Source organism: Cellulomonas sp. NPDC058312, assembly GCF_042880135.1.
Classification (GTDB): domain Bacteria; phylum Actinomycetota; class Actinomycetes; order Actinomycetales; family Cellulomonadaceae; genus Cellulomonas.
On record NZ_JBHVZE010000003.1, the window covers coordinates 581,095 to 606,781 of the forward strand.

The 25,687-nt window shown below is 77.3% G+C and carries 24 protein-coding genes; 9 read left to right on the top strand and 15 right to left on the bottom strand.

Translation table 11 applies throughout. From position 1 onward, the window contains the following. Nucleotides 1–15 precede the first annotated feature (15 nt). From ACFVXN_RS11635 to ACFVXN_RS11650, 4 genes are read right to left on the bottom strand one after another with little or no spacing between them, the layout of a single operon-like run. On the bottom strand, nt 16–1,173 hold the full coding sequence (locus ACFVXN_RS11635) for a GDSL-type esterase/lipase family protein (RefSeq protein WP_389232060.1): 1,158 nt from the start codon (nt 1,171–1,173) through the stop codon (nt 16–18). Next, nucleotides 1,170–1,760, bottom strand: a complete 591-nt coding sequence (locus tag ACFVXN_RS11640) for a WHG domain-containing protein (RefSeq protein ID WP_389232062.1) — start codon at nt 1,758–1,760, stop codon at nt 1,170–1,172. Before ACFVXN_RS11640 ends, ACFVXN_RS11635 begins: the two co-directional genes overlap by 4 nt. A gap of 45 nt (nt 1,761–1,805) precedes the next feature. Continuing rightward, a complete protein-coding gene (locus tag ACFVXN_RS11645) occupies nt 1,806–2,366 on the bottom strand; it encodes a cysteine hydrolase family protein (RefSeq protein ID WP_389232065.1) in 561 nt (186 codons plus the stop codon). Between the two features lie 16 nt (nt 2,367–2,382). Continuing rightward, nucleotides 2,383–3,405, bottom strand: coding sequence for a zinc-binding dehydrogenase (locus ACFVXN_RS11650; protein ID WP_389232068.1), 1,023 nt, complete (start codon nt 3,403–3,405; stop codon nt 2,383–2,385). Nucleotides 3,406–3,491: 86 nt separating this feature from the next. Between ACFVXN_RS11650 and ACFVXN_RS11655 the strand changes: the two genes are divergently transcribed. Beyond that, nucleotides 3,492–4,004, top strand: a complete 513-nt coding sequence (locus ACFVXN_RS11655) for a MarR family winged helix-turn-helix transcriptional regulator (RefSeq protein WP_389232071.1) — start codon at nt 3,492–3,494, stop codon at nt 4,002–4,004. Here ACFVXN_RS11655 and ACFVXN_RS11660 read toward each other — a convergent pair. Then, complete coding sequence (locus ACFVXN_RS11660; protein WP_389232074.1) at nt 3,949–4,251, bottom strand: hypothetical protein; 303 nt, start codon at nt 4,249–4,251, stop codon at nt 3,949–3,951. The genes ACFVXN_RS11655 and ACFVXN_RS11660 overlap by 56 nt on opposite strands. 147 nt (nt 4,252–4,398) lie before the next feature. On the opposite strand from ACFVXN_RS11660, the gene ACFVXN_RS11665 reads away from it, so the two are divergent. Next, on the top strand, nt 4,399–5,652 hold the full coding sequence (locus tag ACFVXN_RS11665; protein WP_389232077.1) for a glycosyltransferase family 4 protein: 1,254 nt from the start codon (nt 4,399–4,401) through the stop codon (nt 5,650–5,652). Here the strand turns inward: ACFVXN_RS11665 and ACFVXN_RS11670 are convergent. Genes ACFVXN_RS11670 through ACFVXN_RS11685 form a run of 4 tightly spaced genes read right to left on the bottom strand, consistent with a single transcriptional unit; the run spans nt 5,643 to nt 9,851 of the window. Then, on the bottom strand, nt 5,643–6,479 hold the full coding sequence (locus ACFVXN_RS11670; RefSeq protein ID WP_389232080.1) for a glycosyltransferase family 2 protein: 837 nt from the start codon (nt 6,477–6,479) through the stop codon (nt 5,643–5,645). The genes ACFVXN_RS11665 and ACFVXN_RS11670 overlap by 10 nt on opposite strands. Beyond that, entirely contained in the window at nt 6,476–7,540 is a 1,065-nt protein-coding gene (locus tag ACFVXN_RS11675) for a hypothetical protein (protein WP_389232083.1), read from the bottom strand. The genes ACFVXN_RS11670 and ACFVXN_RS11675 overlap by 4 nt, the downstream gene beginning before the upstream one ends. Then, nucleotides 7,537–8,685: a glycosyltransferase gene (locus tag ACFVXN_RS11680; RefSeq protein WP_389232086.1), complete on the bottom strand. Its 1,149-nt coding sequence runs from the start codon at nt 8,683–8,685 to the stop codon at nt 7,537–7,539. Before ACFVXN_RS11680 ends, ACFVXN_RS11675 begins: the two co-directional genes overlap by 4 nt. Further along, entirely contained in the window at nt 8,682–9,851 is a 1,170-nt protein-coding gene (locus tag ACFVXN_RS11685) for a hypothetical protein (protein ID WP_389232089.1), read from the bottom strand. Before ACFVXN_RS11685 ends, ACFVXN_RS11680 begins: the two co-directional genes overlap by 4 nt. A gap of 89 nt (nt 9,852–9,940) precedes the next feature. Between ACFVXN_RS11685 and ACFVXN_RS11690 the strand changes: the two genes are divergently transcribed. The 3 genes from ACFVXN_RS11690 to ACFVXN_RS11700 all read left to right on the top strand — a co-directional run bounded on the left by ACFVXN_RS11690 (nt 9,941) and on the right by ACFVXN_RS11700 (nt 13,453). After that, nucleotides 9,941–11,038 (top strand): hypothetical protein, encoded by a 1,098-nt coding sequence (locus ACFVXN_RS11690; RefSeq protein ID WP_389232092.1) that lies wholly within the window; start codon nt 9,941–9,943, stop codon nt 11,036–11,038. Further along, nucleotides 11,035–12,318 carry a glycosyltransferase family 2 protein gene (locus tag ACFVXN_RS11695; RefSeq protein ID WP_389232095.1) on the top strand — a complete coding sequence of 428 codons (1,284 nt, stop codon included), beginning with the start codon at nt 11,035–11,037 and terminating at the stop codon, nt 12,316–12,318. Before ACFVXN_RS11690 ends, ACFVXN_RS11695 begins: the two co-directional genes overlap by 4 nt. A 91-nt stretch (nt 12,319–12,409) precedes the next feature. Further along, complete coding sequence (locus tag ACFVXN_RS11700) at nt 12,410–13,453, top strand: NAD(P)-dependent alcohol dehydrogenase (RefSeq protein WP_389232098.1); 1,044 nt, start codon at nt 12,410–12,412, stop codon at nt 13,451–13,453. A gap of 42 nt (nt 13,454–13,495) precedes the next feature. On the opposite strand, the gene ACFVXN_RS11705 is transcribed toward ACFVXN_RS11700, so the two are convergent. The 3 genes from ACFVXN_RS11705 to ACFVXN_RS11715 are packed head-to-tail and all read right to left on the bottom strand — an operon-like array spanning nt 13,496 to nt 16,346. Further along, nucleotides 13,496–14,437 (bottom strand): hypothetical protein, encoded by a 942-nt coding sequence (locus tag ACFVXN_RS11705; RefSeq protein ID WP_389232101.1) that lies wholly within the window; start codon nt 14,435–14,437, stop codon nt 13,496–13,498. After that, nucleotides 14,434–15,804, bottom strand: coding sequence for a copper resistance protein CopC (locus ACFVXN_RS11710; protein WP_389232104.1), 1,371 nt, complete (start codon nt 15,802–15,804; stop codon nt 14,434–14,436). The genes ACFVXN_RS11705 and ACFVXN_RS11710 overlap by 4 nt, the downstream gene beginning before the upstream one ends. Continuing rightward, nucleotides 15,801–16,346, bottom strand: a complete 546-nt coding sequence (locus ACFVXN_RS11715) for a hypothetical protein (protein ID WP_389232107.1) — start codon at nt 16,344–16,346, stop codon at nt 15,801–15,803. The genes ACFVXN_RS11710 and ACFVXN_RS11715 overlap by 4 nt, the downstream gene beginning before the upstream one ends. Nucleotides 16,347–16,485: 139 nt before the next feature. Here ACFVXN_RS11715 and ACFVXN_RS11720 point away from each other — a divergent pair, with 139 nt between their 5' ends. From ACFVXN_RS11720 to ACFVXN_RS11735, 4 genes are all read left to right on the top strand, one after another. Beyond that, complete coding sequence (locus ACFVXN_RS11720) at nt 16,486–16,758, top strand: DUF1905 domain-containing protein (protein WP_389232110.1); 273 nt, start codon at nt 16,486–16,488, stop codon at nt 16,756–16,758. 114 nt (nt 16,759–16,872) lie between these two features. Further along, nucleotides 16,873–17,514 carry a 4'-phosphopantetheinyl transferase family protein gene (locus ACFVXN_RS11725; protein WP_389232113.1) on the top strand — a complete coding sequence of 214 codons (642 nt, stop codon included), beginning with the start codon at nt 16,873–16,875 and terminating at the stop codon, nt 17,512–17,514. A gap of 95 nt (nt 17,515–17,609) precedes the next feature. Next, entirely contained in the window at nt 17,610–18,416 is an 807-nt protein-coding gene (locus ACFVXN_RS11730; RefSeq protein WP_389232116.1) for a maleylpyruvate isomerase family mycothiol-dependent enzyme, read from the top strand. 13 nt (nt 18,417–18,429) lie between these two features. Further along, nucleotides 18,430–18,756 carry a hypothetical protein gene (locus ACFVXN_RS11735; protein ID WP_389232118.1) on the top strand — a complete coding sequence of 109 codons (327 nt, stop codon included), beginning with the start codon at nt 18,430–18,432 and terminating at the stop codon, nt 18,754–18,756. Nucleotides 18,757–18,850: 94 nt separating this feature from the next. Here the strand turns inward: ACFVXN_RS11735 and ACFVXN_RS11740 are convergent, their stop codons facing one another. The 3 genes from ACFVXN_RS11740 to ACFVXN_RS11750 are packed head-to-tail and all read right to left on the bottom strand — an operon-like array spanning nt 18,851 to nt 25,609. Further along, complete coding sequence (locus tag ACFVXN_RS11740; protein ID WP_389232121.1) at nt 18,851–19,351, bottom strand: flavin reductase family protein; 501 nt, start codon at nt 19,349–19,351, stop codon at nt 18,851–18,853. A gap of 1 nt (nt 19,352) precedes the next feature. Then, nucleotides 19,353–19,802: an acyl-CoA thioesterase gene (locus tag ACFVXN_RS11745; protein WP_389232124.1), complete on the bottom strand. Its 450-nt coding sequence runs from the start codon at nt 19,800–19,802 to the stop codon at nt 19,353–19,355. Next, nucleotides 19,802–25,609, bottom strand: coding sequence for an SDR family NAD(P)-dependent oxidoreductase (locus tag ACFVXN_RS11750; RefSeq protein WP_389232127.1), 5,808 nt, complete (start codon nt 25,607–25,609; stop codon nt 19,802–19,804). Before ACFVXN_RS11750 ends, ACFVXN_RS11745 begins: the two co-directional genes overlap by 1 nt. Nucleotides 25,610–25,687: the final 78 nt, after the last annotated feature.

Below are 25,687 nucleotides of genomic sequence, written 5' to 3' on the forward strand. Positions count from 1 at the left end.
CTCCGCGGGGCGTCGTCAGCCTGCCGGCGTGCCCGCGAACGCCCCGCCGGCCCCGAAGGCCCAGCCCGCGAACCGCTCCCCGATCAGCCGGTGCGTCGCCGGGTCGGGGTGCAGCGCGTCGGGCAGCGGGTGCGTCTCGGCGTCCGCCGCGCCGTAGAGGCCCAGGCCGTCGAGCAGGTGCAGGTGCGGGTCGTCGGCCCGGCGCTCCACCAGGTCCGCCAGCGCCTCGCGGATCACGCGCAGCGTCAGGCGCCCGTGCGCGAGGTCGGCACCCTCGGCCGCGCCGAACCGGATCTGGTCGGTGCCGATCGACGCGGGGTCGATGACGCCGGGGCCGGGCGCGTCCTCGTGGATCCCGCAGAACAGCGGCGACACGAGCACCAGCGGGACGTCGGGGTGACCGTCGCGGATGGTGTCGAGGAACCCGTGCACCGCGGGCACGAAGGCGCGCAGCCGCATCGCGTCGAGGTTCACGACGTTGATGCCGACCTTGACGCTGATGAGGTCCGCGGGGGTGTCCCGGACGACCCGCGCCACGAACGGGTCGACGACCGCGCTGCCGCCGAACCCCAGGTTGCGCAGGTCCGCGCCACCGAGCCGTGCGGCCACGGCGGGCCAGGTGCCGGCGGGGGTGGCGGCGTTGGACCCCTGGCTGATCGAGCTGCCGTAGTGCACCCACCGCGGGCGGGTCGACGCCACCGCGCGCACCGGGGCGTCCGCGCGCAGGCCGACGACCTCGACCTGCTCGTTGTGCGGGAGCCAGACCTCGAGGCGCTTCTCACCCGCGGGCAGGTCGGCGAACGTCGCGGTGTGGGCCTCGCCCGGCACGAACGCGGTGGCGCCGGTGCGCAGGTCGACCTCGACGGCGTCGCCGCCGGTGAGGACGTCGGACGCCACGAGCACGCCGTCGACGACGAGGTCCAGCGCGCCGCGCGGCCGCTCGGCGCCGACGTAGGCGATGCGCTGCGGGTGCACGACGACCTCGAGGGTCCGGGCGGTGGTGGCGACCTCGAGCCGCACGCCGGCGGGCTGCACCTCCATCCCGAGCAGCTGGCCGTCGGGGAACTGCCGGCGCACCCACGCGGGCAGCCGGTGCGGGCGCAGGCCGCGGTCGGTGGTCTCGACCTCGGCGGCGCCGTGCAGCAGGTCGGGGGTGACGGGGGTGTCGATCATGCGGGGGTGTCCTTCGCGGGGAGGGCGGACCAGGTGCGGAGCAGCAGGTCGAGGGCGTCGACCGCGCGGTCCCAGGACTGCTCCGGGGCGGGTGCGCGGTGGTCGAGGCTGCCGATCTGCTCCAGGGTGACGAAGCCGTTGATCGTGGCGCCGAGCAGCCGGACGACGTGCACGCGCTCCGTGTCGGGGATCGCGTAGCCGCGCAGGACGGCGTCGGTGAGCGCGACGACGTCGACCGCGGCGGTCGAGGCGACGGCCGCGGGCCCGGCCCGGCGTTGCAGCGCGGCCCACCGCCCGGGGAACTCCCGGGCGTAGTCGCGGTACGAGTCGGCGTACCCGCGCAGGGCGTCCCGGCCGGACCGACCGGCGATGGCCGGGGCCATCCGGGCGGCGATCTCGGCCATCGCGAGCGCGGTGACGCCGTCGAGCAGGGCGCCGCGGTCGCGGACGTGCGCGTACAGGCTCGCGCTCTGCACGCCGAGCCGGCGGGCGACGGCCGAGACGGTGATCGCGTCGAAGCCGAGCTCGTCGGCGACCGCCGCGGCCTCGGCCACGACGACGGCAGGGGTGAGTCCGGCGCGGGTCATGCGTCACAACCTACACCCTGTAGGGAGAGCCCTACGGGTGTTCGATCAGCCCGCGAGCGCCGCCAGCACCTCGTCGGTCGTCGCGGTCTCGCCGAGCACGGGCAGCACCCGGCCGGTCGTGTGCGCGTGCGCCTCGTCGCTGAAGTCCGTCATCGCGTCGACCACCGCGACCACGTGGAACCCGGCGTCGTACGCCGCCCGGGCGGTGGACTCGACGCCGAACGACGTGGCGAGGCCGACCAGCACCACCTGGGCGACGCCCCGGGCGCGCAGGTCGTCGGCGAGGGTCGTGCCGCCGAACGCGCTCCAGCCGTGGTGCTCCGCCCGCAGGTCGCCGGGCTGCGGGTCGAGCTCCGGCACCAGCGCGAGCGCCGCGGCCGGCACCGGGGGGCGACCGCCGCCGACCTGGGTCCGGCCCGGGGGCGGGGCGTCGAGCCGGGCGGCGGCGAGCACCACGGTTCGGCCACCGGCGCGGAACGCCGCCGCGAGCGCCGCGGAGCGCCGCACGACGTCGGCGGTCGGGCGCACGGTGGGGCCGGCGACGGTGGCGAGCTGGAGGTCGACGACGACGAGCGCCGCGCCGGGGTCGAGCGTGCTGAGTGCCATGCGGGGACCTCTCGGGTCAGGGGAGGACGACGACGACCTTCTCGGCCGCGCCGGGGGTGCTCGCCAGCCGCAGCGCCTCGTGGACCTGCTCGAACGGGACGCGGTGGCTGATGATCCGCTCGTACCGGCGCCAGTCCGCGACGATGTCCTGGGTGACCTCGAAGATCTCGGTCGGGTAGCCGCGGGACAGGCTGATGGTGATCTCGGTGCTGAGCAGCGCGCCGAGGTCGACGGGCACGGGCTGCTTGTGCACGCCGGCGACGCTGAGCCGCGCCCCGTGCTTGGCGAGGCGCTGCACGGACTCGATGACCGCGGGCGCGCCGGCGACGTCGAGGTACACGTCGGTGCCGGGCCGGTGGTCGCCGGGGCGCAGCGGTGTGTCGCCGTGGGCCTCGATCAGCCGGGCGGCGAGGTCCTCGCGGGCGGAGTCGACCACGGCGGACGCGCCGAGCTCGCGGGCCTTCTGGAGCCGCGAGGGGACGACGTCGACGACCACGACGTCGAGGCCGCGCCGGGTGAGGTCGATCAGCGCGCCGAGCCCGATGGGCCCGGCACCGAAGACGACGGCCTTCTCCCCCGCGACCGGGTGCAGGCGGTTGACGGCGTGCTTGGCGACGGCCATCGGCTCGTTGAGCGCGGCGACCTCCCACGGCACCTCGTCGGGGACGACGGCGAGGCTGACGCCGACGACCACGTCCTCGATCAGCAGCAGGTCGGCGAGCCCGCCGGTGGGGCCGCCGTTGCCGATGATGCCGCTGCGCGCGGCGGTGGGGTCGACGACGACGTGGTCGCCCACCCGCAGGCCCGTGACGTCGGCGCCGACCTCGACGACCTCGGCCGCGATCTCGTGACCCAGGGGGGTGGCGCCCTCCCGGGGCGGGATGCCGCCGCGGTGGATGTAGAAGCCGTCGGAGCCGCACACACCGCAGGCGCGCACGCGCAGCAGGGCGTCGGCGGGGCCGGCCGCGGGTCGGGGCGCGTCCAGGACCTCGGCCGTGCCGGGGGCGGTCACGACGACGGTGCGGATGGTCTCGGGCATCGGGCGGCCTCCACGGTGGTTCCAATTCGAACGACCTGGCCACGATAGCCCAGGGTCGTTCGGATTCGAAGGACTAGCCTGGTGCGGTGACCACCCGCCGCCCGCTCGAGCAGCTCCGCACCGCGTTCGCCCTGCTGGACGCGAGCGCCCTGCTCCAGCAGGCCGCCGAACGCCACCTGCGCGCCGCCGGCGACCTCACCTACGTGCAGTTCCGGATCCTCGTGCGCCTCGACGCCACCGACCGCCCCGCGCTGCGGATGTCCGAGCTCGCCGACGGCGTGCTGCTGAGCCGCAGCGGCCTGACCTACCAGGTGACCGCGCTGGAGCGCCGGGGCCTGTGCACCCGCGCGGCGTCGCCCGACGACGACCGCGGCGTCGTCGCCACGATCACCGACGCCGGCCGCGCGCTGGTGGACCGTCTGCTCCCCGCGCACGTCGAGGCGACCCGTGCCGCGATGCTCGGCGACCTGACGCCGGAGGAGGAGGCCGTGCTGCTCGGGGTGCTCGACCGCGCCGTGCGGGGCGTCAGCGCGGCCGGAGCCGTCAGCGCGGCGCGCGGGGCAGCGACCGCTCCGTCGGCTCCGCGAACTCGAGGGTGATCCGGAGGTAGCGCAGCTCGCGGGAGTCCATGATCCGGCCCGCGCCGGTGTAGTGGATGGACTCGCCGTCGATCAGCTCGAGCTGGGCCATCGGCGCGTCCACCAGCAGCGTCTCCGTGCTCGCGTCCTCGACCCGCAGGCTCGCCGCCGTCCCCTCGATGCGGACCGTGTGCCCCCGCAGGTCGACGGCGCGCAGCAGCGCACGGGACTCGCCGTCGCGCAGCAGGATCCGGGTCGGTCGCAGCACAGGGGGTCCCTTCGGGGGCGGGGTCGGGCGGAGGGCACGACGACGGCGGGCGTGCGCCCTCGGTCCCCCGATCGGCAGGTCGGGGCCCCGCGATAGGGGACGGAGGTCCTGACCTGCGGGGACCGCCCACCTCGGCGACCATGGGGCGTGCCCCACGACCAGTCCCCCGACCCCGGCGTGCCCGCCCCGCGCGGGCGGTGGCTCGTCGCCGTCACGGAGTACGCCGGTCTCACCGGGTACACCGGCGGCATCGGACGGCACTACGCGTCGCTGCTGCCGGCGCTCGCCCGCGCGGGCGCCGCGGTCGACCTGCTGGTGCTCCCGGACGGTCCGCTGCCCGCGGTCGCCGACCTCGGCCCGGTGCACCTGCTGCCCGCGAGCCGCCCGTCCCGCGGACCCCGGCCGGTCGCGCTGCTGCGCCGGGCGCTGGCGGTGCGGCGCGCCTCCCGCGCGGCGTCCTACGACCGGGTGCTCCTGCCCGAGTGGGGCGCGCTCGGCGTCGCCCTGCCGCGCGGGGCCCCGCTGCTGACCAACCTCGCGACGAGCACCCGCCTCACCACGGAGGCCTCCGGGTTCACGCTCCGTTCCTTCGGGCTGCGGGGCGCGCTGGTCACCGCCCTGCAGATCGCGCTGGAGGACCGGCAGGTCCGGAGGTCGGCGGGGCTCGTGCCGATCTCGCGGGCGATGCAGCGCTGGACCGAGGGTCGGTTCCGGGCGCTGCCACCGGCCCGGGTGGTCCGGAACTGCATCGACGTGGAGCGGGTCCGCGCGGCGGCCGAGGTCGCGCCGCTCCCGCCGGGCTGGCCGCCCGCGGACGGGCCGGTGGTGCTGTTCCTGGGCCGTCTGGAGCGCCGCAAGGGCGTGACGGACGCCTTCGCGGCGTTCGCCGACGTGGCCGAGCGCCACCCCACGGCCCGCCTGGTGCTCGCCGGCGCGAGCGGCGACCGGCGGTTCGAGCCCGACCGGCCCGCGCTGCTCGCCGCCCTGCCGCCGGGCGCGCGGGACCGGGTCACCTGGCTCGGGCACGTCGACGACGACACCCTCTACTGCGGCGTCCGCGAGGCCGCGGTGACGCTCTGCCCGTCGCGGTGGGAGGGGTTCGGCAACGCGGCCCTGGAGGCGAAGGCCATCGGCAGCGCGGTGGTCGTGACGACCGGCAGCGGCTACGACGACTTCTGCACGGACGGCGTGGACGCCCGGATGGTCCCGCCCGCGGACCCGGCGGCGCTGGCCGCGGCGGTCGACGCGCTGCTCGCCGACCCCGCGACGGCCGCGGCGATCGGCACCCGGGCGCGCGCCGGGGCGGACGCGTACACCGCGGACGCGGTCGCGCTGGACGTCCTCGCCGCCGCGGACGCGCTGCTCGGCCCGGCCCGGCGCGACGACGCCCCTCAGGCCTGAGTCCGCCGCCAGGTCCGGCCGTCCCACCGGACCGCACCGTGCTCGGCGAACGCCCGCAACCAGCCCTCCATCGGCCAGCGCCCCCACCGGTCGGCGAACGTCGCGCCGTTGCGCAGGATGTCGTCGAGGTGCTGCCAGGGCGGGGAGCTCGTCGGGTGGTGCTGGTGGTAGGCGTGCGCGCCGCCGACCCACGCGAGCGGGACGCCGGCCGCGCGCAGCGACGCCGCGAAGTCGGTGTCCTCGCCGCCGTAGCCCTCGTAGCGCTCGCTGAACCGCGGACCGTCCCGCCACCGGTCCGCGGTGAGCGCGAACGACAGCGACCAGAACAGGTCGTACTCGTCGTCCCGGGCGGTCAGCACCGCGCCGTCGGGGGGTGCGGGGCGCGCGGGGTGCGGCCGGGTCGCGGCGACGAGCGCGGCCGGGTCGTCGACCACGGCGCCCGCGGGCAGGTAGGTGACCGGACCGCACAGCACCGCCGAGCCGTGGGTCGCGGCGGCGGCCTCGTACCGGTCGAGCAGGACGGGCCCGGGCACGCAGTCGGCGTCGAGCAGCACGAGCAGGTCCGCACCCAGCCGCACCGCGTGGTCGGCGCCGGCGTTGCGCGCCGCGGCGAGGCGCAGCCCGTGCGGACCCGGCGGCACCCGGAGCACGGCGTCCGCGCCGAGGTCGGCCGGCGGCGGGTCGTCGCCCACCCAGACGACGACGGTGACCAGCCGCGGGACGGCGCGCAGGGCCGCGAGCTGGCGCCGCAGGTGCGCGACCCGCGGGCCGGAGCAGAGCGTCACGACCGCGCGGGCGGCGCCCGAGCCCGCGAGCGCGCCGGTCACCGCAGCCGTCCGCGGGCGACGTCCTCGATCGCCGCCGCGGCCCGCGCCGCGGCTCCGGCCGTCCGCCAGCGCGACCAGTCCGGGGCCAGCGCCGCCGCTCGGTCCAGCACCTCGGGCCAGCGCGCCGGGTCCGGCCAGGTCGGCTCCACCACGGCGAGCCCGGCGGCGTCGAGCGCACGGGCGGTCGCCACCTGCTCGTCGAACGGCCGGGGCTGGGGCACGACCACGGCCCGGGCGCCGGCGACGGCCAGGTCCGCCACGGAGCCCTGGCCGGCCCAGGTCACGACGGTGCCCGCGCCGGTGAGCTCGTCCCACGGGTCGTCCGCCCACCGGCCCGCTCCCGCGCCCGGCACCCCGCCGGGCACGTCGCCGGGCGAGCCGCCGGGCGAGCCGAGCAGGCTCCACGTGCGGCCGGGCGTCGCCCGCACCGCCGCGTCGACCTGCGCCCCGGTGACCTCCGTGCCCCCGCGTCCGGCCAGCAGCAGCACGCCCGACCGCGGGCCGGCGTCGGGCACCCGGCCCTCGAACCGGCTGATGCCGCCGGTGTGCACGACCTTCCGCGCCACGGCGTCCAGGTGCGGCGCGGGCACCAGGCCCGCGGGCCAGGGCGCGACGACGCGCACCGCGGCGCGCAGGGCCAGGGCGTGCGGCTCGTCGTCGCGGGTCCCGGGCTGGGCGACCACCACGGGCGGCACGCCGAGCAGCCGGGCGAGCAGCGTGACCTCGGCGGACACGTCGACGACGAACGCGGTCACCGGCCGGGCGGCCACCTCCGCGGCGATCCGCGCGAGCCGCGCGCGGTGCCCGGCGTGCCCGAGCGGCGCCCAGTGCAGCAGCCCGCTCGCGGTCGGGTCCGCGCGCGCAGGGTCGGGCCCGCCGGGGCGGACGTCGTCGTCCCGGTCCAGCCGGACCCAGGTGCAGCCGTCCGGCAGGCCGGCGGGCTCGGGCAGCGTGCTGAGGCACAGCAGGTCGGCGTCCAGGTGCGGCGCGACCGCCCGCAGCCGGCCCAGGTGACCGAGGCCGTGGTGGTGGACGTACCACGCGACGGTCGGCCGGGTCATGCCGTCAGCCCCGTGAGCCCGGTCAGCCCGGTCGCCGTGTCGTACCGGTCGCCCACGAGCCCGTCGAACACCCGCTCGAGGGCGTCGAGCCGCGCGTCGAGCGAGAAGTGCCGGCGTGCCGCCGCCCGGACGCGGCCGCGCAGGTCGGGCTCGGCGGCGGTGCGGTCCAGCAGCCGCCGGGTCGCGGCCGCGAGCGCCCCGACGTCCCCGACGGGCGCGGTCCGCATCCCGGTGGCGACGCGGGCGATCTCCCGCACCCCGCCCGCCGCGAAGCTCGCGACGGGCGTCCCGCACATCAGCGCCTCCGGTCCGACCAGCCCGAACGGCTCCTCCCACACCGGCGTGGCCAGGGCGCACGCGCTGCGGCCGATCAGGTCGGCGAGGTCGGCCCGGCGGAGCAGGCCCACGTACCGGACGTCGTCGCCCAGGTGCGGCAGCACGTGCCGCTCCGCGTAGGCCTGGTCGCCGACCCGGCCGGCGATCGTCAGCGGGCGGCCGACCGCGCGGGCCACCTCGATCGCGAGGTGCGGCGCCTTCTCCGGGACGAGCCGACCGAACCAGACCAGCCCGTGCCCGCCCGGACCCGCGGGCCAGTCCCGTGGCGCGATGCCGTTGCCCAGCACCGTCGAGCGGACGCCCGCGCGCGCCCACGCCGCCCGGGTGTGCTCGCTGACCGCGAGGAACCGGCTCGTCCCGGCCGCGGCGCGGGCCGCGGCGACGAGCTCGGGCTCGGCGGGCGTGTGCAGGGTGGAGACCATCGGCACGCCGAGCTCCGCGGACCGGAGCAGCGGCAGGCCGTGCAGGCAGTGGTTCGAGATCACGTCGTACCGGTAGGGGGCGCGCGCGACGACGTCCAGCGCCCGGTCGAGCGCCGCGACGGACCGGGCCAGCGACCCCGAGGGGTAGCGGGAGTCGCTGGTCGGCGCGCCCGCGGGCCAGTCCAGCGTGGGCAGGACGAACTCGTCCGGCCCGGGGCCGAGCACGTCGGACCCGGCGACGGCGATCACCGTCACGTCGTGGCCGCGGTCCCGCAGACCCCGGACCTCGTTCCAGACCGCCGACTCCAGACCGCCCGCGTGCGGCTGGCGGATCGGGAACCGCAGCGGGGCGACGACGAGGACGCGCAGCGGCGCGGGGGCGCTCACCGGCGACGCCCGGCGACGAGCCGGCGGTACAGGTCGGCGTGGACCGCGCTCACCCGGGCGTCGTCGGCCCGTCGGCGGGCCCGGCGGACCCGGACCAGGTCGGCGCGCGCGGGGGTGCCGGGGCGGGTCGCCGTGCCGTGGTCGAGCAGCGCGGTCAACGCGACCGCGAGAGTGGCGCCGGGCCCGGCGGCGCCGCCGTCCGACCCGTCGCGCGCGAACGACGCCACCGACCCGTCGGGGTGCTGGTCGGCGTAGTGCCCGACCGCGGGCGCGGCGACCGGCACGCCGAGGTCCCAGCAGAGCTCGAGCCAGCCGGAGTGGGTCCCGTGCACGTAGGGCAGCACGCAGGCGTCGAGCCGGGCCAGCGACGCGGCCAGCGCGGCGTCGTCGAGCCGGTCGTGCTCGACGAGCTCCACCCCGGGCGCCGCGGCGCAGACCGCCCGGACGGCGTCGCGCGCCGCGGCGTCCCGGACCTGCCGGTGCAGCCGCACCTCGGCGCGGGCCGGTCGGCCGGAGCGGGTCAGCGTCGCGACGGCCGCCGCGAGGGCCCGGGTCGCGCCGACCGCGTCGACGTTCGGCCGGAGGTCCTTCAGGTGCAGCCCGACGAGCACCGCGCGGTCGGGTGCCGGGGCCGCGTCCGGCACGGCCCCGTCGGCGAGCAGCCGCGGGTGCGGCACCACGAGCGCCTCGCGCGACCAGCGCGCGCGGATCTCCGCCGCCGCGCCGTCGGTCAGCGTGAGCACCGCGTCCGCGCCGGGCACCAGGACGTCGAGCTGCGCCGCGTACGGCGCCTGGTCGGTCAGCTGCGGGTGGTCCAGGTCGTGCACGGTCAGCACGACCGGCCACCCGGCGGTCCGGGCCGCGTCGAGCGTGCGCGCCAGGTGCTCCGGGGTGAACGACTCCGTGCCGAAGTGCACGTGCAGCAGGTCCGCGTCCGCGGCGTGCGCGGCGACCCAGGCCGGGTCGAGCGCCACCGGCGGCCACCAGCGGCCGGGCTCCGCCCCCGCGGGCAGCGGGTCGGGCAGCACGGTGACGCCCGACGCGGCCGTCACGCGCGCGACGTAGGGGTGGGCCGCCGGGACCGCGACGACGCGCACCGCGGGCGTCGCGGGCGGCACGGGTGCCGGGTGGTCCTCGCCCAGGGTCGATGTCAGCAGGTGCGTCATCTCGTCCTTCGTCGGCCCGCGCGCCGACCGGTGCCGGCCGCTGGGCTCCAGCAGCACCGCGACGAGGGGGTAGGCGCAGTGTGGCGCTGTTGCCGACCTCCCGCGACTCCACGACGATGACCGCCGTGTCCCCCGCCGACCCGCCCGCCCTCCTGCTGACCGGTCCGGCGCGCCACGGCGTCGTCCGCTACGCCCGCGACGTGGCCGACCAGGTCCGGCTGCTCGACCCCGACGCCACGGTCGTGCAGGTCAGCGACCCGGCCGAGCTGGTCGGCGTCGCGGCGGGGTACCCGCGGGTGCACCTGCACGTGACCGACCGGCTGCTGGGTCGTGGGCCCGAGGAGGCGGCGGCGCTGGTCGAGCGGGTCGCGGACGTCACACGCCTGACCGTCACGCTGCACGACGTCCCGCAGCCCTCCGACGGGGTGGTGAACCTGCCGCGGCGGGTGTCCGGCTACGCCCGGGTCGCGGCTGCGGCGGCGGGCGTCGTGGTGAACAGCCGGCACGAGGCGCTGCTGCTGGTCGAGCACGACGTGGTGCCGGCCGACCGGGCGGTGGCGGTGATCCCGCTCGGCGCGTCCCCGGCGTCGGCCACGGCACCGGCCTCGGCCTCGGCGGCCCTCGGGGACGCGCACCCGGCCGCGCTGGTGGCGCTCGTGGCCGGCTACGTCTACCCCGGCAAGGGGCACGACGACGTGGTGCGGGCGGTCGCGGTGGCCGCGGACCGCCTGCGCGCCGCCGGGCACGCGCTCGCCGAGGTGGCGGTGGTCGCGGTCGGCGGCCCGTCCGCGGGGCACGAGCATGACGTCGACGCGCTGCGGGCGGAGGCGGACCGCCGGGGCGTCGACCTGCGGGTCACGGGCAGCCTCGACGACGAGGCGTTCCGCGCCGCGCTGCGCGGCCCGGGGATCCCCGTCGCCGCGCACCAGCACCTGTCCGCGTCCCGCACGCTGCTGGACTGGGGCGAGCAGGGCCGCCGGCCCCTGGTCGTGAGCTCCCGGTACGCCCGCGAGATGGCGGCGCTGCGGCCCGGCACCCTCACCCCCTACGCGCCCGGGCTGCTGCCGGAGGCGCTGGTGCACGCCTGGCGGGACCCGGCGTCCACGGCCCTGCCTCCCGGCACGGACCTCGCGCCGACGCTCGCCGACGTCGCCGCGGCGTACCGGACCTGGTGGGCCGGCGCGTGAGCGGCCCCGGGGGCCGGACCGCTCCCGCCGGGGTGGCCCTGCCGGGGAACCGCTGGGACCTGCTCGACGGCGTCGTCCCGGACTCCCCGCCCCGCGTCACGGTGGTCGTCGCGCACTACGACCAGCAGGCGGAGCTGGACCGCACCCTGCACGCCCTGGCCCGGCAGGACCACCCGGCCGACCGCACCGAGGTGGTCGTCGTCGACGACGGCTCGCCGCGGCCCCCGCGGGTGCCCGACGGCGTCCGGCTGGTCCGGCAGGCGGACCGCGGCTTCCGGCTCGCCGCCGCACGGAACCGCGGGGCGGCGCACGCCCGCGGCGACGTCCTCGTCTTCCTCGACGCCGACACCACCCCCGAGCCGGCGTACCTGCGCGAGCTCACCCGGCTCCCGGCGCTCACCGCCGACGCCGTGACGGTGGGCCGCCGCCGGCACGCCGACCTCGCGGGCACCCCCGTCGACGACCCGGTGGAGCGGCTCGGCCCCGCGCACGCGCTGCCCGAGCCCGCGTGGCTGGTGGACGCGTACCGCCGCAGCCGGGACCTGCTGGACGCCGACGACCGCTCCTACCGGTACGTGATCGGCGCGACGATCGCGTGCACCCGGGCGTTCTTCGCGGAGACCGGTGGGTTCGACGAGGGGTTCACGTCCTACGGCGGCGAGGACTGGGAGTGGGCGTACCGGGCGTGGCTCGCCGGCGCCGTGCTCGCGCACGTCCCGGCCGCGGTGGCCTGGCACGACGGGCCCGACTGGTCGGGGCGGGGGGACACGGCCTCGCGCGCGGCGAAGAACGCCGAGACGCTGCGGCTCGCCGACCTGGTGCCGGTCCCGGGCTCCCGGCCGCGCGGGCTGGCGCCGGCGCGGGTCGACGTGGTCGTGCGCGCGCCGGGACCGCCCGCGAGCGCCGCGCAGCGGTTCGTGGGCCTCGACTCGGTGTGCGCTGCGGTGCCCGGCGCGGTCGCGGTCGACCCGGACGGGCCCGACCCCGCGGACCCGCGGTTCGACCGGGTGCGCGTCGAGGTCGTCCTGGAGCAGCCGGTGCTGGCCCGCGGCGCCGCGGTGGCCGACGCCGTGGCGCGCGTCACGGCCGAGGGGCTGCGCGAGGTCGCGCTCCGCGACCCGGCCGGGGGGCTGCTGTTGCGGGTCGTGTCCCGGCGCGCGCGGGCGCGGTGCCGCAGGTGGGGGGACGACGCGCTGTTCCCGGCCGTCGCGGTGACGACGTCGGACGTGGTGGCCCTGCCGGACGAGCCCGACCTGGAGGCCTACCTCGGCGGGTGGTGAGACGAGGGGTGTACTGGCAGGGTCTGTCTGCGTGGTGGCCCGGCGTGCTCTGCTGGAGGCCACCCCCTCGCACCACACCGACTGGAGAACTGTGCTCACTGTCAACGCCTACGCGGCCCCCTCGGCCACCGAGCCGCTCGTCCCCACCACCATCGAGCGCCGCGACGTCGGCCCCGCGGACGTGCTGATCGCCATCCGCTACGCGGGCGTCTGCCACTCCGACATCCACACCGTCCGCGGCGACTGGGGTCCCATCACGTACCCGCAGGTCGTCGGCCACGAGATCGTCGGCGAGGTCGTCGAGGTCGGCGCGGACGTCACGAAGCACCGGGTCGGCGACCGCGTCGGCGTGGGCTGCATGGTGAACTCGTGCCGCGAGTGCGAGAACTGCCTCGCCGGCATGGAGAACTACTGCCTGCGCGGCAACACCCAGACGTACGCCTCGGTCGACCGGGACGGCACGATCACCCAGGGCGGCTACTCGACCCACGTCGTGGTCGACCAGGACTTCGTCCTGCGCGTGCCCGAGGCGATCCCGTACGAGGCCGCGGCCCCGCTGCTGTGCGCCGGCATCACCACCTACTCCCCCCTCGCGCACTGGCACGCCGGCCCGGGCAAGAAGGTCGCCGTCGTCGGCATGGGCGGGCTCGGCCACATGGCCGTCAAGATCGCCGCCGCCCAGGGCGCCGAGGTGACCGTGCTGTCCCAGACGCTGTCCAAGCAGGAGGACGGCCTGCGGTTCGGCGCGCAGCACTACCACGCCACCAGCGACGCCTCGACGTTCGAGACGCTGGCGAACACGTTCGACCTCATCGTCAACACGGTGAGCGCGCCGATCGACCTGGGCGCCTACCTGCGGCTGCTCCGCCTCGACGGCACGCTGGTGTCCGTCGGCGCCCCGCCGGAGCCGCTGCCCGTGCAGGTGTTCACCCTGTTCGGCAACCGGCGCTCGTTCGCCGGGTCGAGCATCGGGTCGATCGCCGAGACCCAGGAGATGCTCGACTTCTGCGCCGAGCACGGCATCGCCCCCGAGGTCGAGGTCATCGCGGCCGACCAGGTCAACGACGCCTACGAGCGCGTGCTGCGCTCCGACGTCCGCTACCGGTTCGTGATCGACACCGCCACGCTGGCGTGATCCGCGGCTGAGGTGCGGCTGCGCACCCCCGCGACCCGGCCGTCAGACCGACGGGAACCACCCGAGGCCGAACATCGCGGGGATGCGCAGCCCCCAGTACGCGACCGAGAACGCCGCCAGCGCGAGCAGCAGCAGCCCGCTGACCCGCAGCACGCCGCGCTGGTGGCGCAGCACGAACCGCTGGAGCGCCGGACCGGCCACGGCGACGAACGCGAGGTAGACCACGGCGACCACCGCGAGGTTGCCGAGCACCACGAGGACGAGCATGCCGGTGCCGGCGAGCGGGCCCGCGGCGACGACGTGGTCCAGCACCTCCCGGAACATCGGGAACGGCCGGCCGACCACCAGCAGGCCGAGCAGCGCCCCGAGCCCCAGCACCCCGAGCCGGCTGCGCGACGGGCGACCCGCGAGGTAGCGGGACGCGACCACCGCCAGGCCCACCCCGAACAGCACGTTGATCGCCGAGGCCTGGGCGAGGCGCGCGGGCAGCCCCGCGACGGTGGCGTCGCTGAGCATCGGCGCGCGGTCACCGGCGGCGATCACGACCGCGCCGTACACCGCGGCGACGGCGCTCATGCCCAGGGCCAGCCAGCCGAGCTGCCCCGCGGCGTGCCGGACGAGCGCGCCCCGGGACGCCCCCGTGGACCCCGACCGCGCGGCGAGCGGCCCGATCGACGCGAAGCAGGCGATGTTGCAGGCGGTGAACGTGCCCGCCAGGCCGGCGGCGACGGCGAACACCAGCGCGCCGACCAGCCCGGGGTCGACCGCCCGGTCCGCGCCGAGCACCAGCCGGGTGATCGAGCCGCCGACGACGTCGTCCACGAACTCGTAGGACCAGAGCACCGCGACCAGGACGCCGGCCGCGACGGCGACGAGCACGCCCACGACCGTCCCGGCACGCGGCTCGGGTCCACCCGCGGTCGTGGTCCCGGGCGTCGCGACGGGCGCGCCGACGGGCGCCGGCCGGGGCGTCGGGGCGGTCACGCGCCCGGTCCGATCGAGGTGAGGAGGCCCGCGGCGGCGAGCACCGCGATCCCCGCGACGGACTCCGCGCGCAGCGCCGCGGTCAGGCGGAGCCGGGCGGCCGTCGCCGGCGCGAGCACGGCCACCGGCCCCGGTCCCGACCCGGTGCCGGGCGGTGGCGCCCCGGTCCCGTCGCCGGCGGACTCCGCGCGGTCCACCGCCAGCAGCGCGCCGTGGGTCCGGCGCGCCAGCAGCAGCAGCCCCGCGACCAGCGCGACCTTCACCGCGAGCAGCACCCCGTAGCCCGACGCCAGCACCGACCACGACCCGCCCTGGGTCAGCCGGTAGGCGAGGAACACCCCGGTGGCGACGGCCGTCGCGGCGCACGCCGTCGCGGTCCGCGAGAACCGGGCGGCGGCGACGGTCGGGGTGGTGTCGTCCCGGGAGGACAGCCACAGCCACGCCAGCCCGCCGAGCCACAGCGCCATGCTCGCCGCGTGCACGCAGCCCGCGAGCAGCGTCACCAGGCTCCAGGCGTCGCCCGCCGCGTGCGACGACCCGACCACCCCGAGCAGCAGCGGCACCGCGGCCATCAGCAGCAGGTTCTGCCGGGTGCCACGCGCCGTGCCGGTGGTCGTGGCGACCCGGGCGAACGCCCGGCCCGCGAGGACCACGAGCGCCAGCCCGACGACCCGGAGCAGCAGGAGCCGGCCCGCCTGCGAGCCGAGCACCCCGACCGGCCCGACGCCCTGCGCCCAGCACAGCGCCGCCAGGTCCGCGAGCGACCCCAGCGCGACCAGGCCGGTGCCGGCGGCGGCGATCCGCCGCGCCAGCGGGCGGCGCAGCACCTCGGGCCAGCACCACGACGCGACGTACCCGAACCCGAGTGCGGCCAGCCCCGCCGCGGTGACGAACCCCGCCAGACCTGCGAGGGCGATCAGCCCCGGGGAGTCGGTCGGGGACGTCGCCCCCTCCGCGCGGACCAGCGGGGCGTCCCCGACGGTGAACGCGAACGCCTCCGACAGGGTGTGCCCGTCCGACCCGCGCGCCGTGACCGTGACGATGTAGCTGCCGGTGGCGAGGTCCTCGGGGAGCGTGAACGTGCCCTCGTCGCTCGCCGGCTCGGTGGAGTCGGAGGTCAGCGGCCCCTCCGCGAGCGTCCGGCCCGACGACAGCGCCAGCCGCACGCTGGTGTCGCGCAGCGGCAGCGACTCCCCGAACCGCACCTGGAGCTGCTCCGGTGCGGACGTGAGCCGGGAGCCGTCGGTCGGGTCGACCAGGTCGATCGTCGTGTGCGCGCTCGCGGCACCGGCGCCGCCGAGCGTCAGCGCCACGAGCGCGAGGACGACGGCGAGCAGGCGGCGCACGACGGCGCCGGCCGCGGTCACCGGCCCGCCCGGGACCGCGCGCGCAGGTGCAGCACCATCGCCACGATCATCGGCGCCGTCACGATCGTGTTGTAGAACAGGTGCAGCTCGACCCGGGGCACGAAGAACTGCAGCAGGCTCATCGGCACCGGGCCGCCGCCGAGCGTGAACCCGAAGGTCGCCTGGAGCAGCAGCAGCAGGTGCTCGATGTGGTGCCAGAACTGCAGGCCGAACGCGAGCATCCACCACTGGCGCGCCGCGCCGGTGAACCCGTCGCGCAGCAGCCACAGCATCACGAGCATGACGATCGCGTAGGCGTAGTGCAGCACCTCGGCGCGGATCAGCCACGGGAACCACAGGCCGACGACGCCCAGCGCCTCGCTGGTCGGCCAGCCGAGCGCGTAGATCTGGAACGCCTGCACCAGGTGCTCGGCCCAGTGCGCGACGACGATCACCGCGAACACGGTCAGGCAGGACGTGTGGTGCCGCCGCAGCGCCCGCATCAGCGGGCCCGCGCTCGGCAGCCCGGGCACGGCGGCCGGGCCGGCGGTCGTCTGCGTCATCGTCGCTCCTCCGCGTCTGGACCGGGACGCCCGGCCCACGACCAGCGTGGCGAGGCGGGGACGCGGCGCGATCTCCTGACTTGCGCCGGCACCCCGTTCCCCCACCCCTGAGCGGGGGGTCGCCGGTACGTTGGACGGCATGAGCACTGAGCAGATCAGCTTCGAGACGACGATCGGCGTCGAGGTCAAGGGCGACATGTGGACCTGCGTGGAGATCCCGGGGTCCGCCGAGTTCTTCGGCACCGGCAAGACCGTCAAGGTCGACGCGAAGGTCGACGACGTCACGCTCGAGAACGTCGGGGCGATGGTCACCGGCACGGGCGGGCACATGGTGTCGCTGAACGCCAAGGTGCGCAAGGCGCTCGGCAAGGACCTCGGCGACCCGGTCACGGTCACCATCACCAAGCGCTGAGGGGCGAGGACGGACGTCGTCGTCTGGTGCACGCCCCCGCTGCCGGTCGGCAGCGGGGGCGTCGCGCTCCTCACGCCCGCCGAGGTCGGCCGGGCCGACCGGTTCCACCGGGCCGTGGACCGGGACCGGTTCGTCACCGGGCGCGCGCTCGCCCGGTCGGTGCTCGGCGACGCGCTGGGCGTGCCCGCCCGCGCGGTGGGGCTGCGGGTCGACGGCCCCGGCGAGGCCGCGCCGGGGCGGCCCCGGGCCGCCGGGGGGCCGTCGTTCTCGGTCGCGCACGCCGGCGCGTGGGTGCTGCTCGCGGTCGTCACCGCTGACGACCCCGGGGCGGGCGACGACGGGGCGGGCGACACCGAGGTGGGCGTGGACGTCGAGGCGGTGGCCGCGGTCGGCGCCCTGCTCGACGACCTGCACGACGCCGTCCCCGCCGGCGAGCGCCCGCCGGCCGGCTGGGACGCCCGGTCGCTGACCCGGTCCTGGGTGCGCCGGGAGGCGGTGCTCAAGGCCGTGGGCACCGGGCTGCTCGCGCCGCGGGACGACCTGCTGCTCGCCCGGGCCGACGCCCCGGCCGCGGTGGTGCGGACCGGGGGCCGGCTGCCGGACCCCGCCCGGCTCGCGCTGCGGGACCTCGACCTGCCGGGCGACACCGACCACCTCGCCGCGGTCGCGCTGCACGGCGGCGCGTCCGGGTCCGTCACCGTCGCCGACGGCGCCCGCCCGCTGCACCGGCACGGGGTGCGGCCGGACGCGCGCTGACCCGGTCGCCAAGGGCGCACACCGGGAGGTGTCCGGCCCCGGGCCCGCGGGTTCACTGACCAGGTCACGTCGTCTCATCGAAGCGAGGTATGGCCATGACCGCGAACCCCGAGGTCCTCGACGACTTCCTCCTCGAGGCCGCCGCCTTCCGCGAGCTGGTGGCGTCGCTCGACGCGTCCGCGTGGGAGCAGGTGACGCCCGCCGAGCCCTGGCGGGTCCGCGACCAGGTCGCCCACCTCGCGTTCGTGTTCACGCTCGCCGCGACCGCCGCCTCCGACGCCGACCGGTTCGCCGCGATGACCGCCCCCGCGGCCGAGGTCGGCTTCGACGCCGCCGTGAACCACGCGCTCGGGATGTTCAACACCGGGTCGCCCGACGAGGTGCTCGCCCGGTTCGACGCCGCCGTCGACCAGGCCGGGCGCGCGCTCGGGTCCCGGTCCCCCGACGACGTCGTGCCGTGGCTGGTGAACCCGCTGCCCGTCTCCGTGCTCACGGCCGCCGGGATGCTGGAGCTGTTCGCGCACGGCCAGGACGTCGCCGACGCCATGGGCCGCGAGGTCGTCCGGACCGACCGGGTCCGGCACCTGGTGCCGTTCATCCACCGGACGCTCGCGTTCGGGTACCAGGCGCGCGGGCTCGAGGAGCCGCGCGGCAGCTTCCGGTTCGCGGTCAGCCTGCCGTCGGGGGGCACCGTCGAGGCCGGGGACTTCGGCGCGACCAACATCGTGTGCGGCGAGGCCGTCGACCTGGCCCTGCTGGCGTCCCGGCGCCGGCACCCGGACGACCTGGTGCTGCACGCCATCGGTCCCGAGGCGTGGTCGTACCTCGAGGTCGCGCAGGCCTACCGGGGCCCCGCGGGCACCGGCCGGCAGCCGCTCAAGCCGCGCGTCGACGCCGTCTGAGCGGGGCGCCACGATGAGCCACGCGACCCCCGGCACCGACGAGGCGCCGGCGCTGAAGGTGATGACGTACCAGGTCCGTGACGACGCGGTCGAGGCGACCAAGGCCGTGGTCCGGGACGTCGTCGCGGCGATCGGCGCCCGCGGCCACGCCGGCCGCTACCTGTCGGCGCACGTCACCGGGACCGGGACGTTCGCGCACGTCCTCGACCCGGTGGTGGAACCGGTGCTCCGCGACCTGCCGGAGTTCGCGGCGTTCCAGGCGCACCTGCGCGACGCCCTGGTCGGGGCTCCTTCCCCGCACGGCGTCACGCTAGTCGCCGGCACGCTCACGCTCCCCTGACCCCCTCCTCCCCCCCCCGTCGCGGGCACTGAGGTCGAGGGTTTCACGCGAGGTCGAGGGTTTCCGGAGCCCGTTCCGCTCCGAACCCTCGACCTCAGCGCGTCGGGGTGGGGGCGAGCAGGGGGCGGAAGGTGCCGTCGACGAACGTCAGGGCGCCCGGGGCGCCCTCGCCGCAGGCGAGGACCTGCGCGACGACGATGCCGTGGTCGCCGCCCGGGTGGACGGCCTCGACCCGGCACTCGAGCCACGCCGCGGCGCCCGCGAGCAGCGGGACGCCGGTGCGCTGGCCGCACCACCAGGACAGGTCGTGGAACTGGCGCCAGCCGAGGGGCCGGCGCCGGTCCGCGAAGTGCCGGGCGATCGGCTCCTGGTCGACGGACAGGATCGACACCCCGAGGCACGCGCCCGGGGCCAGGAGCTCGTGCATCCGCGCGGACTGCGCGACGCAGCCGAGCACCAGCGGGGGGTCGCAGGACACGGACGTGAACGCGTTCGCGGTCATCGCGTGGGCGTGCTCGCCGGCGGTCGTGAACACGGTCACCCCGGTCGCGAACCGGGACATCACGCTCCGCAGCCGGGTCGGGGTCACCTGCACGTCACACCGCCTGCCGCACCGGCTCGCCGCGGTACGGCTCGAGCGCGGCGACCAGGTCCTCGGGCACCCGGGTCGGGACGGTGTTCTGGTTGGGCCCGCGCATGCACGCGATCTTCTGCCGTCCCCGCCCGACGAGGGTCTCCGTGCCGTCGGCGAGCAGCACGTAGTCGAAGCTGAACTCCAGCCGGCTCGGCCCGAGGTCGACCAGGCTCATCCGGATCGCCACCTCGTCGAACGCGGCGAGCTCGGTGAAGAACTCGCACTCGACCTTGAGGGTGAACAGCTTCAGGTCGTCCTGGACCTCCCGCAGGACCGTCGGGGCCTTGTCCTTGAGGAACAGCTCGCGGCACCGGCCCTGCCAGCGCAGGTAGTTCACGTAGTAGACGTTGCCGACGAGGTTGGTCTCCTCGAACCCGACGACGTGGCGGATCTCGTAGTAGTCCTGCGACATCAGCTGCCTCCCAGCAGTGCGAACATCGTGCCCGTCCCGCCGACGGGCAGCACCCAGGTGATGACGCGGTACGGGCCCGCGGCGATCACCACGCTGTCGTCGGTGACGGTGGTCAGTGCGAGTCCGACCGAGGTGTGGCCGACCTTGCGGACGCACTCCATCGCGCCCCAGACGCGGGTCGCCGCCTCGTGCAGGTCCCCGCCGGTCGCGGCGGCGATCTCGCGGGCGAGCGCCCAGCCGTCCCCGAGCAGGTCCGCCCACGTGGCCTCGGCGCGCTCGACCACGGCCTCGGTGTCGCAGGCGACGTCCCGCGGGCCGACGACGGCCATCGTGAAGTCCTGGTGGTGGGACGAGCACGCGTGGGTCTGCGGGTCGAGGAGCAGGCGGCCGTCCCCGCGCCGGCTGAGCGCGAGCCGCGGGCGCAGCCGGGTGATGGCCCGGTCGGTGGCCGCGCGGTGGTCGCCCCGGCCGGTCGCGGCGAGCGCGTGCGGCTCGACGGCGACCTCGACCCCCCGGCCGAACAACGCCTCGGACTGCCGCTGCAGGTACGGGCCGGTCATCACGGGGCTCCACCGCAGGGTGCGCGGCGCGTGCCGCAGGACGGCGCGCAGCCGCAGGCCGACCCACCGCTCGACGAGGCCGTGCTCGTCGTGGCACGCGAGCCGGTACGTGTAGGCGTCCCCGTCGTGGGTGTCCTCGTGCGCCTCCATGACGACCGACGCCCCGGGGTAGCCGGCCATCGCGGGGACCAGCAGGTCCACCCCCTCGGGCAGCAGCACCGCGTCGGGGACGCACGCCTGGATCGCGTGCATCATCGCGTCGCGGGCCCCGGGCGCGGCCAGCAGCAGCTCGCGGGGGTGCACCGGCGAGAACCACTCCTCGCGGGCCGCGGTGTCGAGGTCGGCGACGGCGGTGCGCGCGAGGGCGACGCGGTAGCCACGCACCGCCTGGAACCGCGCGCCCTGGAACATCAGCGAGCCGTAGAGGTCGCGGTCGGGGTCGACCTCGACCCGCGGCAGCGCCCCGGCGTCCCGGCCGTCGTCGTCGCCCGCGTCGGGCGCCGCAGGCACGGGGGTGACCACGGCGCTGAAGTGGTCCACGGCGAACGCGGTCGAGGACGTGCGGATGACGACCCGCACCGCGTCCCCCTCGACGAGCGCCGCGACCCGGACGGTCTCGGTGCCACCGGCGGGGACGACCACGGGGCGCTCGAACCGGAGCCCGGTCAGGGCCAGCCCGTCGCGCAGCGCCGGACGCAGCGCGACCGCGGCCTGGGCCATCGCCTCCATCCCCATCACCGCGGGGAAGATCATCTCGCCGTCGAGCACGTGGTCCTGGAGGTACAGGTCGGTGCCGGCGGCGAGCTCGGCGTCGACCACCAGCTCCACGCCGGGGTAGTGGATCTGCGGCTGCTCGAGGAACCGCAGCAGCGGCAGGTCGGCCGGGGTGTGCCGCATGGTCGCGAACGACCCGGTGCGCCCCGCCACGACCACCGTGTCCGGCAGGTCCGGGTCGTCCACCAGCACGGGCACCAGCGCGACGCCCCAGTCCGCGGGGATCGGCTCGATGCCGCGCGCCCGGAGCTGCTCGAGCACCCCGAGGCGCTCGCCCATCCCGGCGCCGGACCAGACCGACCACTCCACGGCCCGCACCCGCACGTGCGGGTGGGCCCGGCCGAACGCCACGACCTCCTCGGTGAGCCAGTCGTTGGCGGTGGCGTAGTGCACCTCGCCCTCCAGGCCGGCACGCCCGATGATGCTGCCGAACGCGACCACCAGCCGGAGCCGGGCCGGGTCGACGCAGGCGAGCACGTGGCGCAGCCCGTGCACCTTGGGGGCGAGGGTCCGGTCGAGCTGGTCGCGGGTCAGGTCCGCGGCGCGGACGGGGTGGTTGGTGCCCGCCCCGTGCAGCACGGCGGTGACGGGACCGAGCGCGTCCACCCCGGCGCGGACCGCCCGGGCGACGTCGGCCGCGTCGGTGACGTCCGCCGCGACGTAGCGGTGCCGGACACCGGCCGCCTCGGCGCGGGCGAGCGTCGCCGCGACCTCGGGGTCTGTCGCGGCCGCGCGCCCGAGCAGCAGCAGCGCGCACCCGGAGTCCGTCGCGAGCCGCAGCGCGGACTCCGCGGTGATCCCCCTGCCGCCGCCGGTCACCAGGAGCACGTCCTGGTCGCCGAGGTACGACGGCGCCGCCGGGCGCCCCGCTGCTCCCGCGGCTCCAGCGCCGCCCGCGGGGTCGAGCGCGGACCACGTGTGCCGCACGCGGGTGCCGTCGCCGGGGTAGGTCACCTCGGCGTGGTCGCGGGTGCGGGCGACGTCGGCGGCGAGCGACGCGGCGACCGCGGGGTCGAGCGCGGTGGCGTCCGCGGGCAGGTGCAGCACGGTCACCGGCGCCGCGACCCGCTCGAGGTGCAGCGACCGCGCCGCGGCGGCGGCCCCGTGGTCGCCGCGCTGGACGACGACCAGGGGCACCGGTCCGGTGCCCGCGCGGGCGGCCAGCGCGGCGAGTGCGGCCTCGATCGCGTCCGCGCCGGCGTCGGGTCCGTGCCCGGCGGTGCTGACCAGGACGCCGGGGGCCCCGGTGGCGTACGCCGCGAGCGCGTCCCGGACCTGGGTGCCGAGCGCGTCGACGTCGCCGACGAGCGTCCAGGACCCGTCCGCGCCGGGCGCGGCGTCAGTCGCGGGCGCCGGCCCCGGGCCCGGCAGCAGCGGCTCGACCCGGGCGTCCCGCCCGAACGCGCGGATCCACGGCCCGGCGCCGGTGACCTTCTCGGTCGGCGCCTCGCCGTCGCCCCTCTCGTCGATCATCTCGGCGATGTCGCCGAGCGTGGACGTCGCGAACGACGGGACGCCGCTGAGCGGTCCGCGGCCGAGCCGGCGGAGCGCGTCGTTCGTGATCTGCCCGACCGTGATCGACGACAGGTGCAGGTCGTCCAGGGGGCTGGTGGCCGGGCCGAGCACGCTCACCGGCAGGTCGACCTTCTCGGCGACGACGGCGAGCAGCACCTCGAGGGTCGTCGCACCGGCGTCCCCGGCCGCGGGGTCCGGCCCGGCCCCGGGGGCCGCATCGACCCGCGCCGCCGTCGGGACGAACCCGAGCTCGGGCGCCGACTCGCAGGGGTTCGCGAGGAACGTCATCTCCTGCCCGGGGGCCAGGGGCCGGTGCGCGCGGCCGCGGGTCAACGTGTCGGTGCGGAGGTCCTGGCCCAGCGCGTGCGCGGCGGCGAGCGCGTCGAGGAACGGGGCCAGCGACGCGGCGTCCGTGTCGGTGCTGACCGCGGGGACCGTCGGCAGGTTCGCCGCGACCAGCCCGCCGAGGGTCCGTCCCGGGCCGACCTCGACCACCAGGTCGTGCCCGGCGAGCAGCCCGGCCGCCTCGGCGAACCGCACGGGGTCGGTCATCTGCTCGACGAGGAACGCCGCGAGGTCCTGGTCCGCCGGGACCTCGGCGGCCAGCGCCGGCGACACGACGGTGCGGCGCAGCGGCGCGAACCGGGTGCCGGCCAGGTGCTCGCCCAGCACCCGGGCCGCGGCGGCGCACTGCGCGGTGTGGAACGCGTGCTCGACGGCCAGCGGCGTGACCGTCAACCCGGCCTGGCGCCCGGCCGCGACCACCGCGTCGACGCTCGCCCGGGGGCCGGCGACCACGGTCAGCGCGGGGGCGTTGTAGCCGGAGACCTCGGCGCCCGTGCCCGCGACGAGCGCGCGGGTGCGGTCCGGGTCGGCGCCGACGACCGCCATCGCCCCGTCCCGGGGGACGTGCGCGAGCATCGCGCGACCCCGGACCCCGGCGAGCTCGCGGGCCTGCGCGTCGGTGAGCGCGCCCGCCCAGGCCAGCGCGGTGATCTCCCCGAGGCTGTGCCCGACGGCGGAGTCCGCGTGCACGCCGAGCGCGGTCAGCGCCGCGAGCGCCTGGAGCGAGCGGCGGACGACGCGCGGCTGCAGCCCGGCGGTCCCGGCCTGCTCGGCGGGCTCGGGCGCGTCCGCGGCGGCGAACCGCCGGACGACGGCGCCGGCGTCCCCGAGCCCGGCGCCCTGGCCGGGGAACGCGAACGCGATCCGGCCCGGCCGGTCGCCCGCCCCGCACCAGGTGCCCTCGGCGACGCGCACGAGCCGCCCGGGCTCGGGCGTCGCGGCGAGGTGGTCGGCGGCCTGCCGCAGCCGGGTGACCGCCTGCGCGGGGTCGCGGGCGACGACGGCCACCCGGTACGCGCCGCGCGTCCCGGACTGCTGGAGGTGCACCGCGAGGTCGGTGAGCTCGCACCGCGCCGCGCGGTCCAGGGTCCCGGCGAGCTCGTGGACGTCCGCGAGCAGCGCCTCGGCCGTCGGGGCCGCGAGCAGCAGCAGCTCGGCGTCCTGGCGCCCGGCGACGAGCGCGGTCACCTCGGGGGCGACGGCCGGCGCCACGGGTCCGGGGTCCGCGCCCTCCAGCGCGATGTGGGTGTTGATGCCGCCGAAGCCCATCGCGGACACGCCCGCCCGGGCCGGGGTGCCGGCGCGGTAGGGCTCGGCCCCGGTGGGCACGCGGATCGCGCCGGCCCGCGTCCCCAGCAGCGGGTGCGGGTGCACGTGGCCCGTCGCGGGCGGCACGACCTGGTGGTGCACGGACAGCGCCGCCTTGATCAGCCCGGCGACACCGGCCGCCGCCTTGGTGTGCCCGATGTTGGCCTTCACCGAGCCCAGCGCCGCGGGCCAGGCGTCGTCGACGCCGTCCCGGGTCGAGGCGAGCGCGGCGATCTCGGTCGCGTCGCCGACGGCGGTGCCGGTGCCGTGCCCCTCGAAGTAGGACACCGTCGACGGGTGGTAGCCGGCGCGCTCGTAGGCGTTCGCCAGGGCGCGGCGGTGGCCGCTCTCCTCGGGCCGGGTGATCCCGCCGCGGCCGTCGGACGACATGCCCCAGCCGGTGATGCAGGCCAGCACCGGCCGGCCCTGCGCGCGGGCGTCCTCCTCGCGCATCAGCACGACCATGCCGCAGCCCTCGCCGGGCCAGAACCCGTTGGAGTCGCGGTCGTAGACGACCATCTCGCCCGTCGCGAGCGCGCCGGTCTTCGCGAACCCGACCAGCTCGAACGGGTCGATCGACAGGTCCACGCCGCCCGCGAGCACCACGTCGGCGTCGCCGGTGCGCAGCGCGCCCGCCGCGTTGATGACCGACAGCAGCGACGACGAGCACGCCCCGTCGACCGTGTACCCGCCGCCGCCGAGGTCGAAGTAGTTGCAGATCCGTCCGGCGATGGTGTTCGCGAGCCCGCCCGCAAGCATGTCCTCGTTCGCGGCGGGGAACGGGGCCTTGTAGGTCGGCTCGAGGTCGCGGACGAACGCGTCCACCTCGGCCACCGACCAGCCGCGCTCCACCAGCTGCGCCGACACGGTCCGCCGGACGTACGGCCAGCGCAGCCGCATGACGTTCGCGCGGGAGAACTCCCCGGTGAGCGTGTTGCCGAGCACCACGGAGGTCCGGGCGTGCGGCAGCCCCTCGCCCTCGGGGAACCCGGCCGCCGCGAGGGCCTGCGCGGCGACGTCGAGCGCCAGCCAGTGCGTCGTGTCGGTGCTCGCCATCGTGCGCGCCGGGATCATCCGACCCACCCGGTCGAACGCGTAGTCCCGGAGCACCGCGGCGGTGCTGCCGTAGAACTTGTCCGGCGCGGCGGGGTCCGGGTCCCCGTAGTCGTCGACGTCGGTGCGCTCGCGCGGCAGCGTCCGGAACGCCCGCCGGCCCGCGAGGACGTTGGTCCAGAGCTCCTCGGGGGTCGCGGCGTCCGGGTACCGGAGGCCGACCCCCACGATGGCGATGCGCTGGGACGTCACTGGACTCGCTCCATCTTCGGCGGGGAGGTGCGCGGGTGGTCCGGCACCGCTGGTCGAGCCTCAGGATCGCGCCGCCCG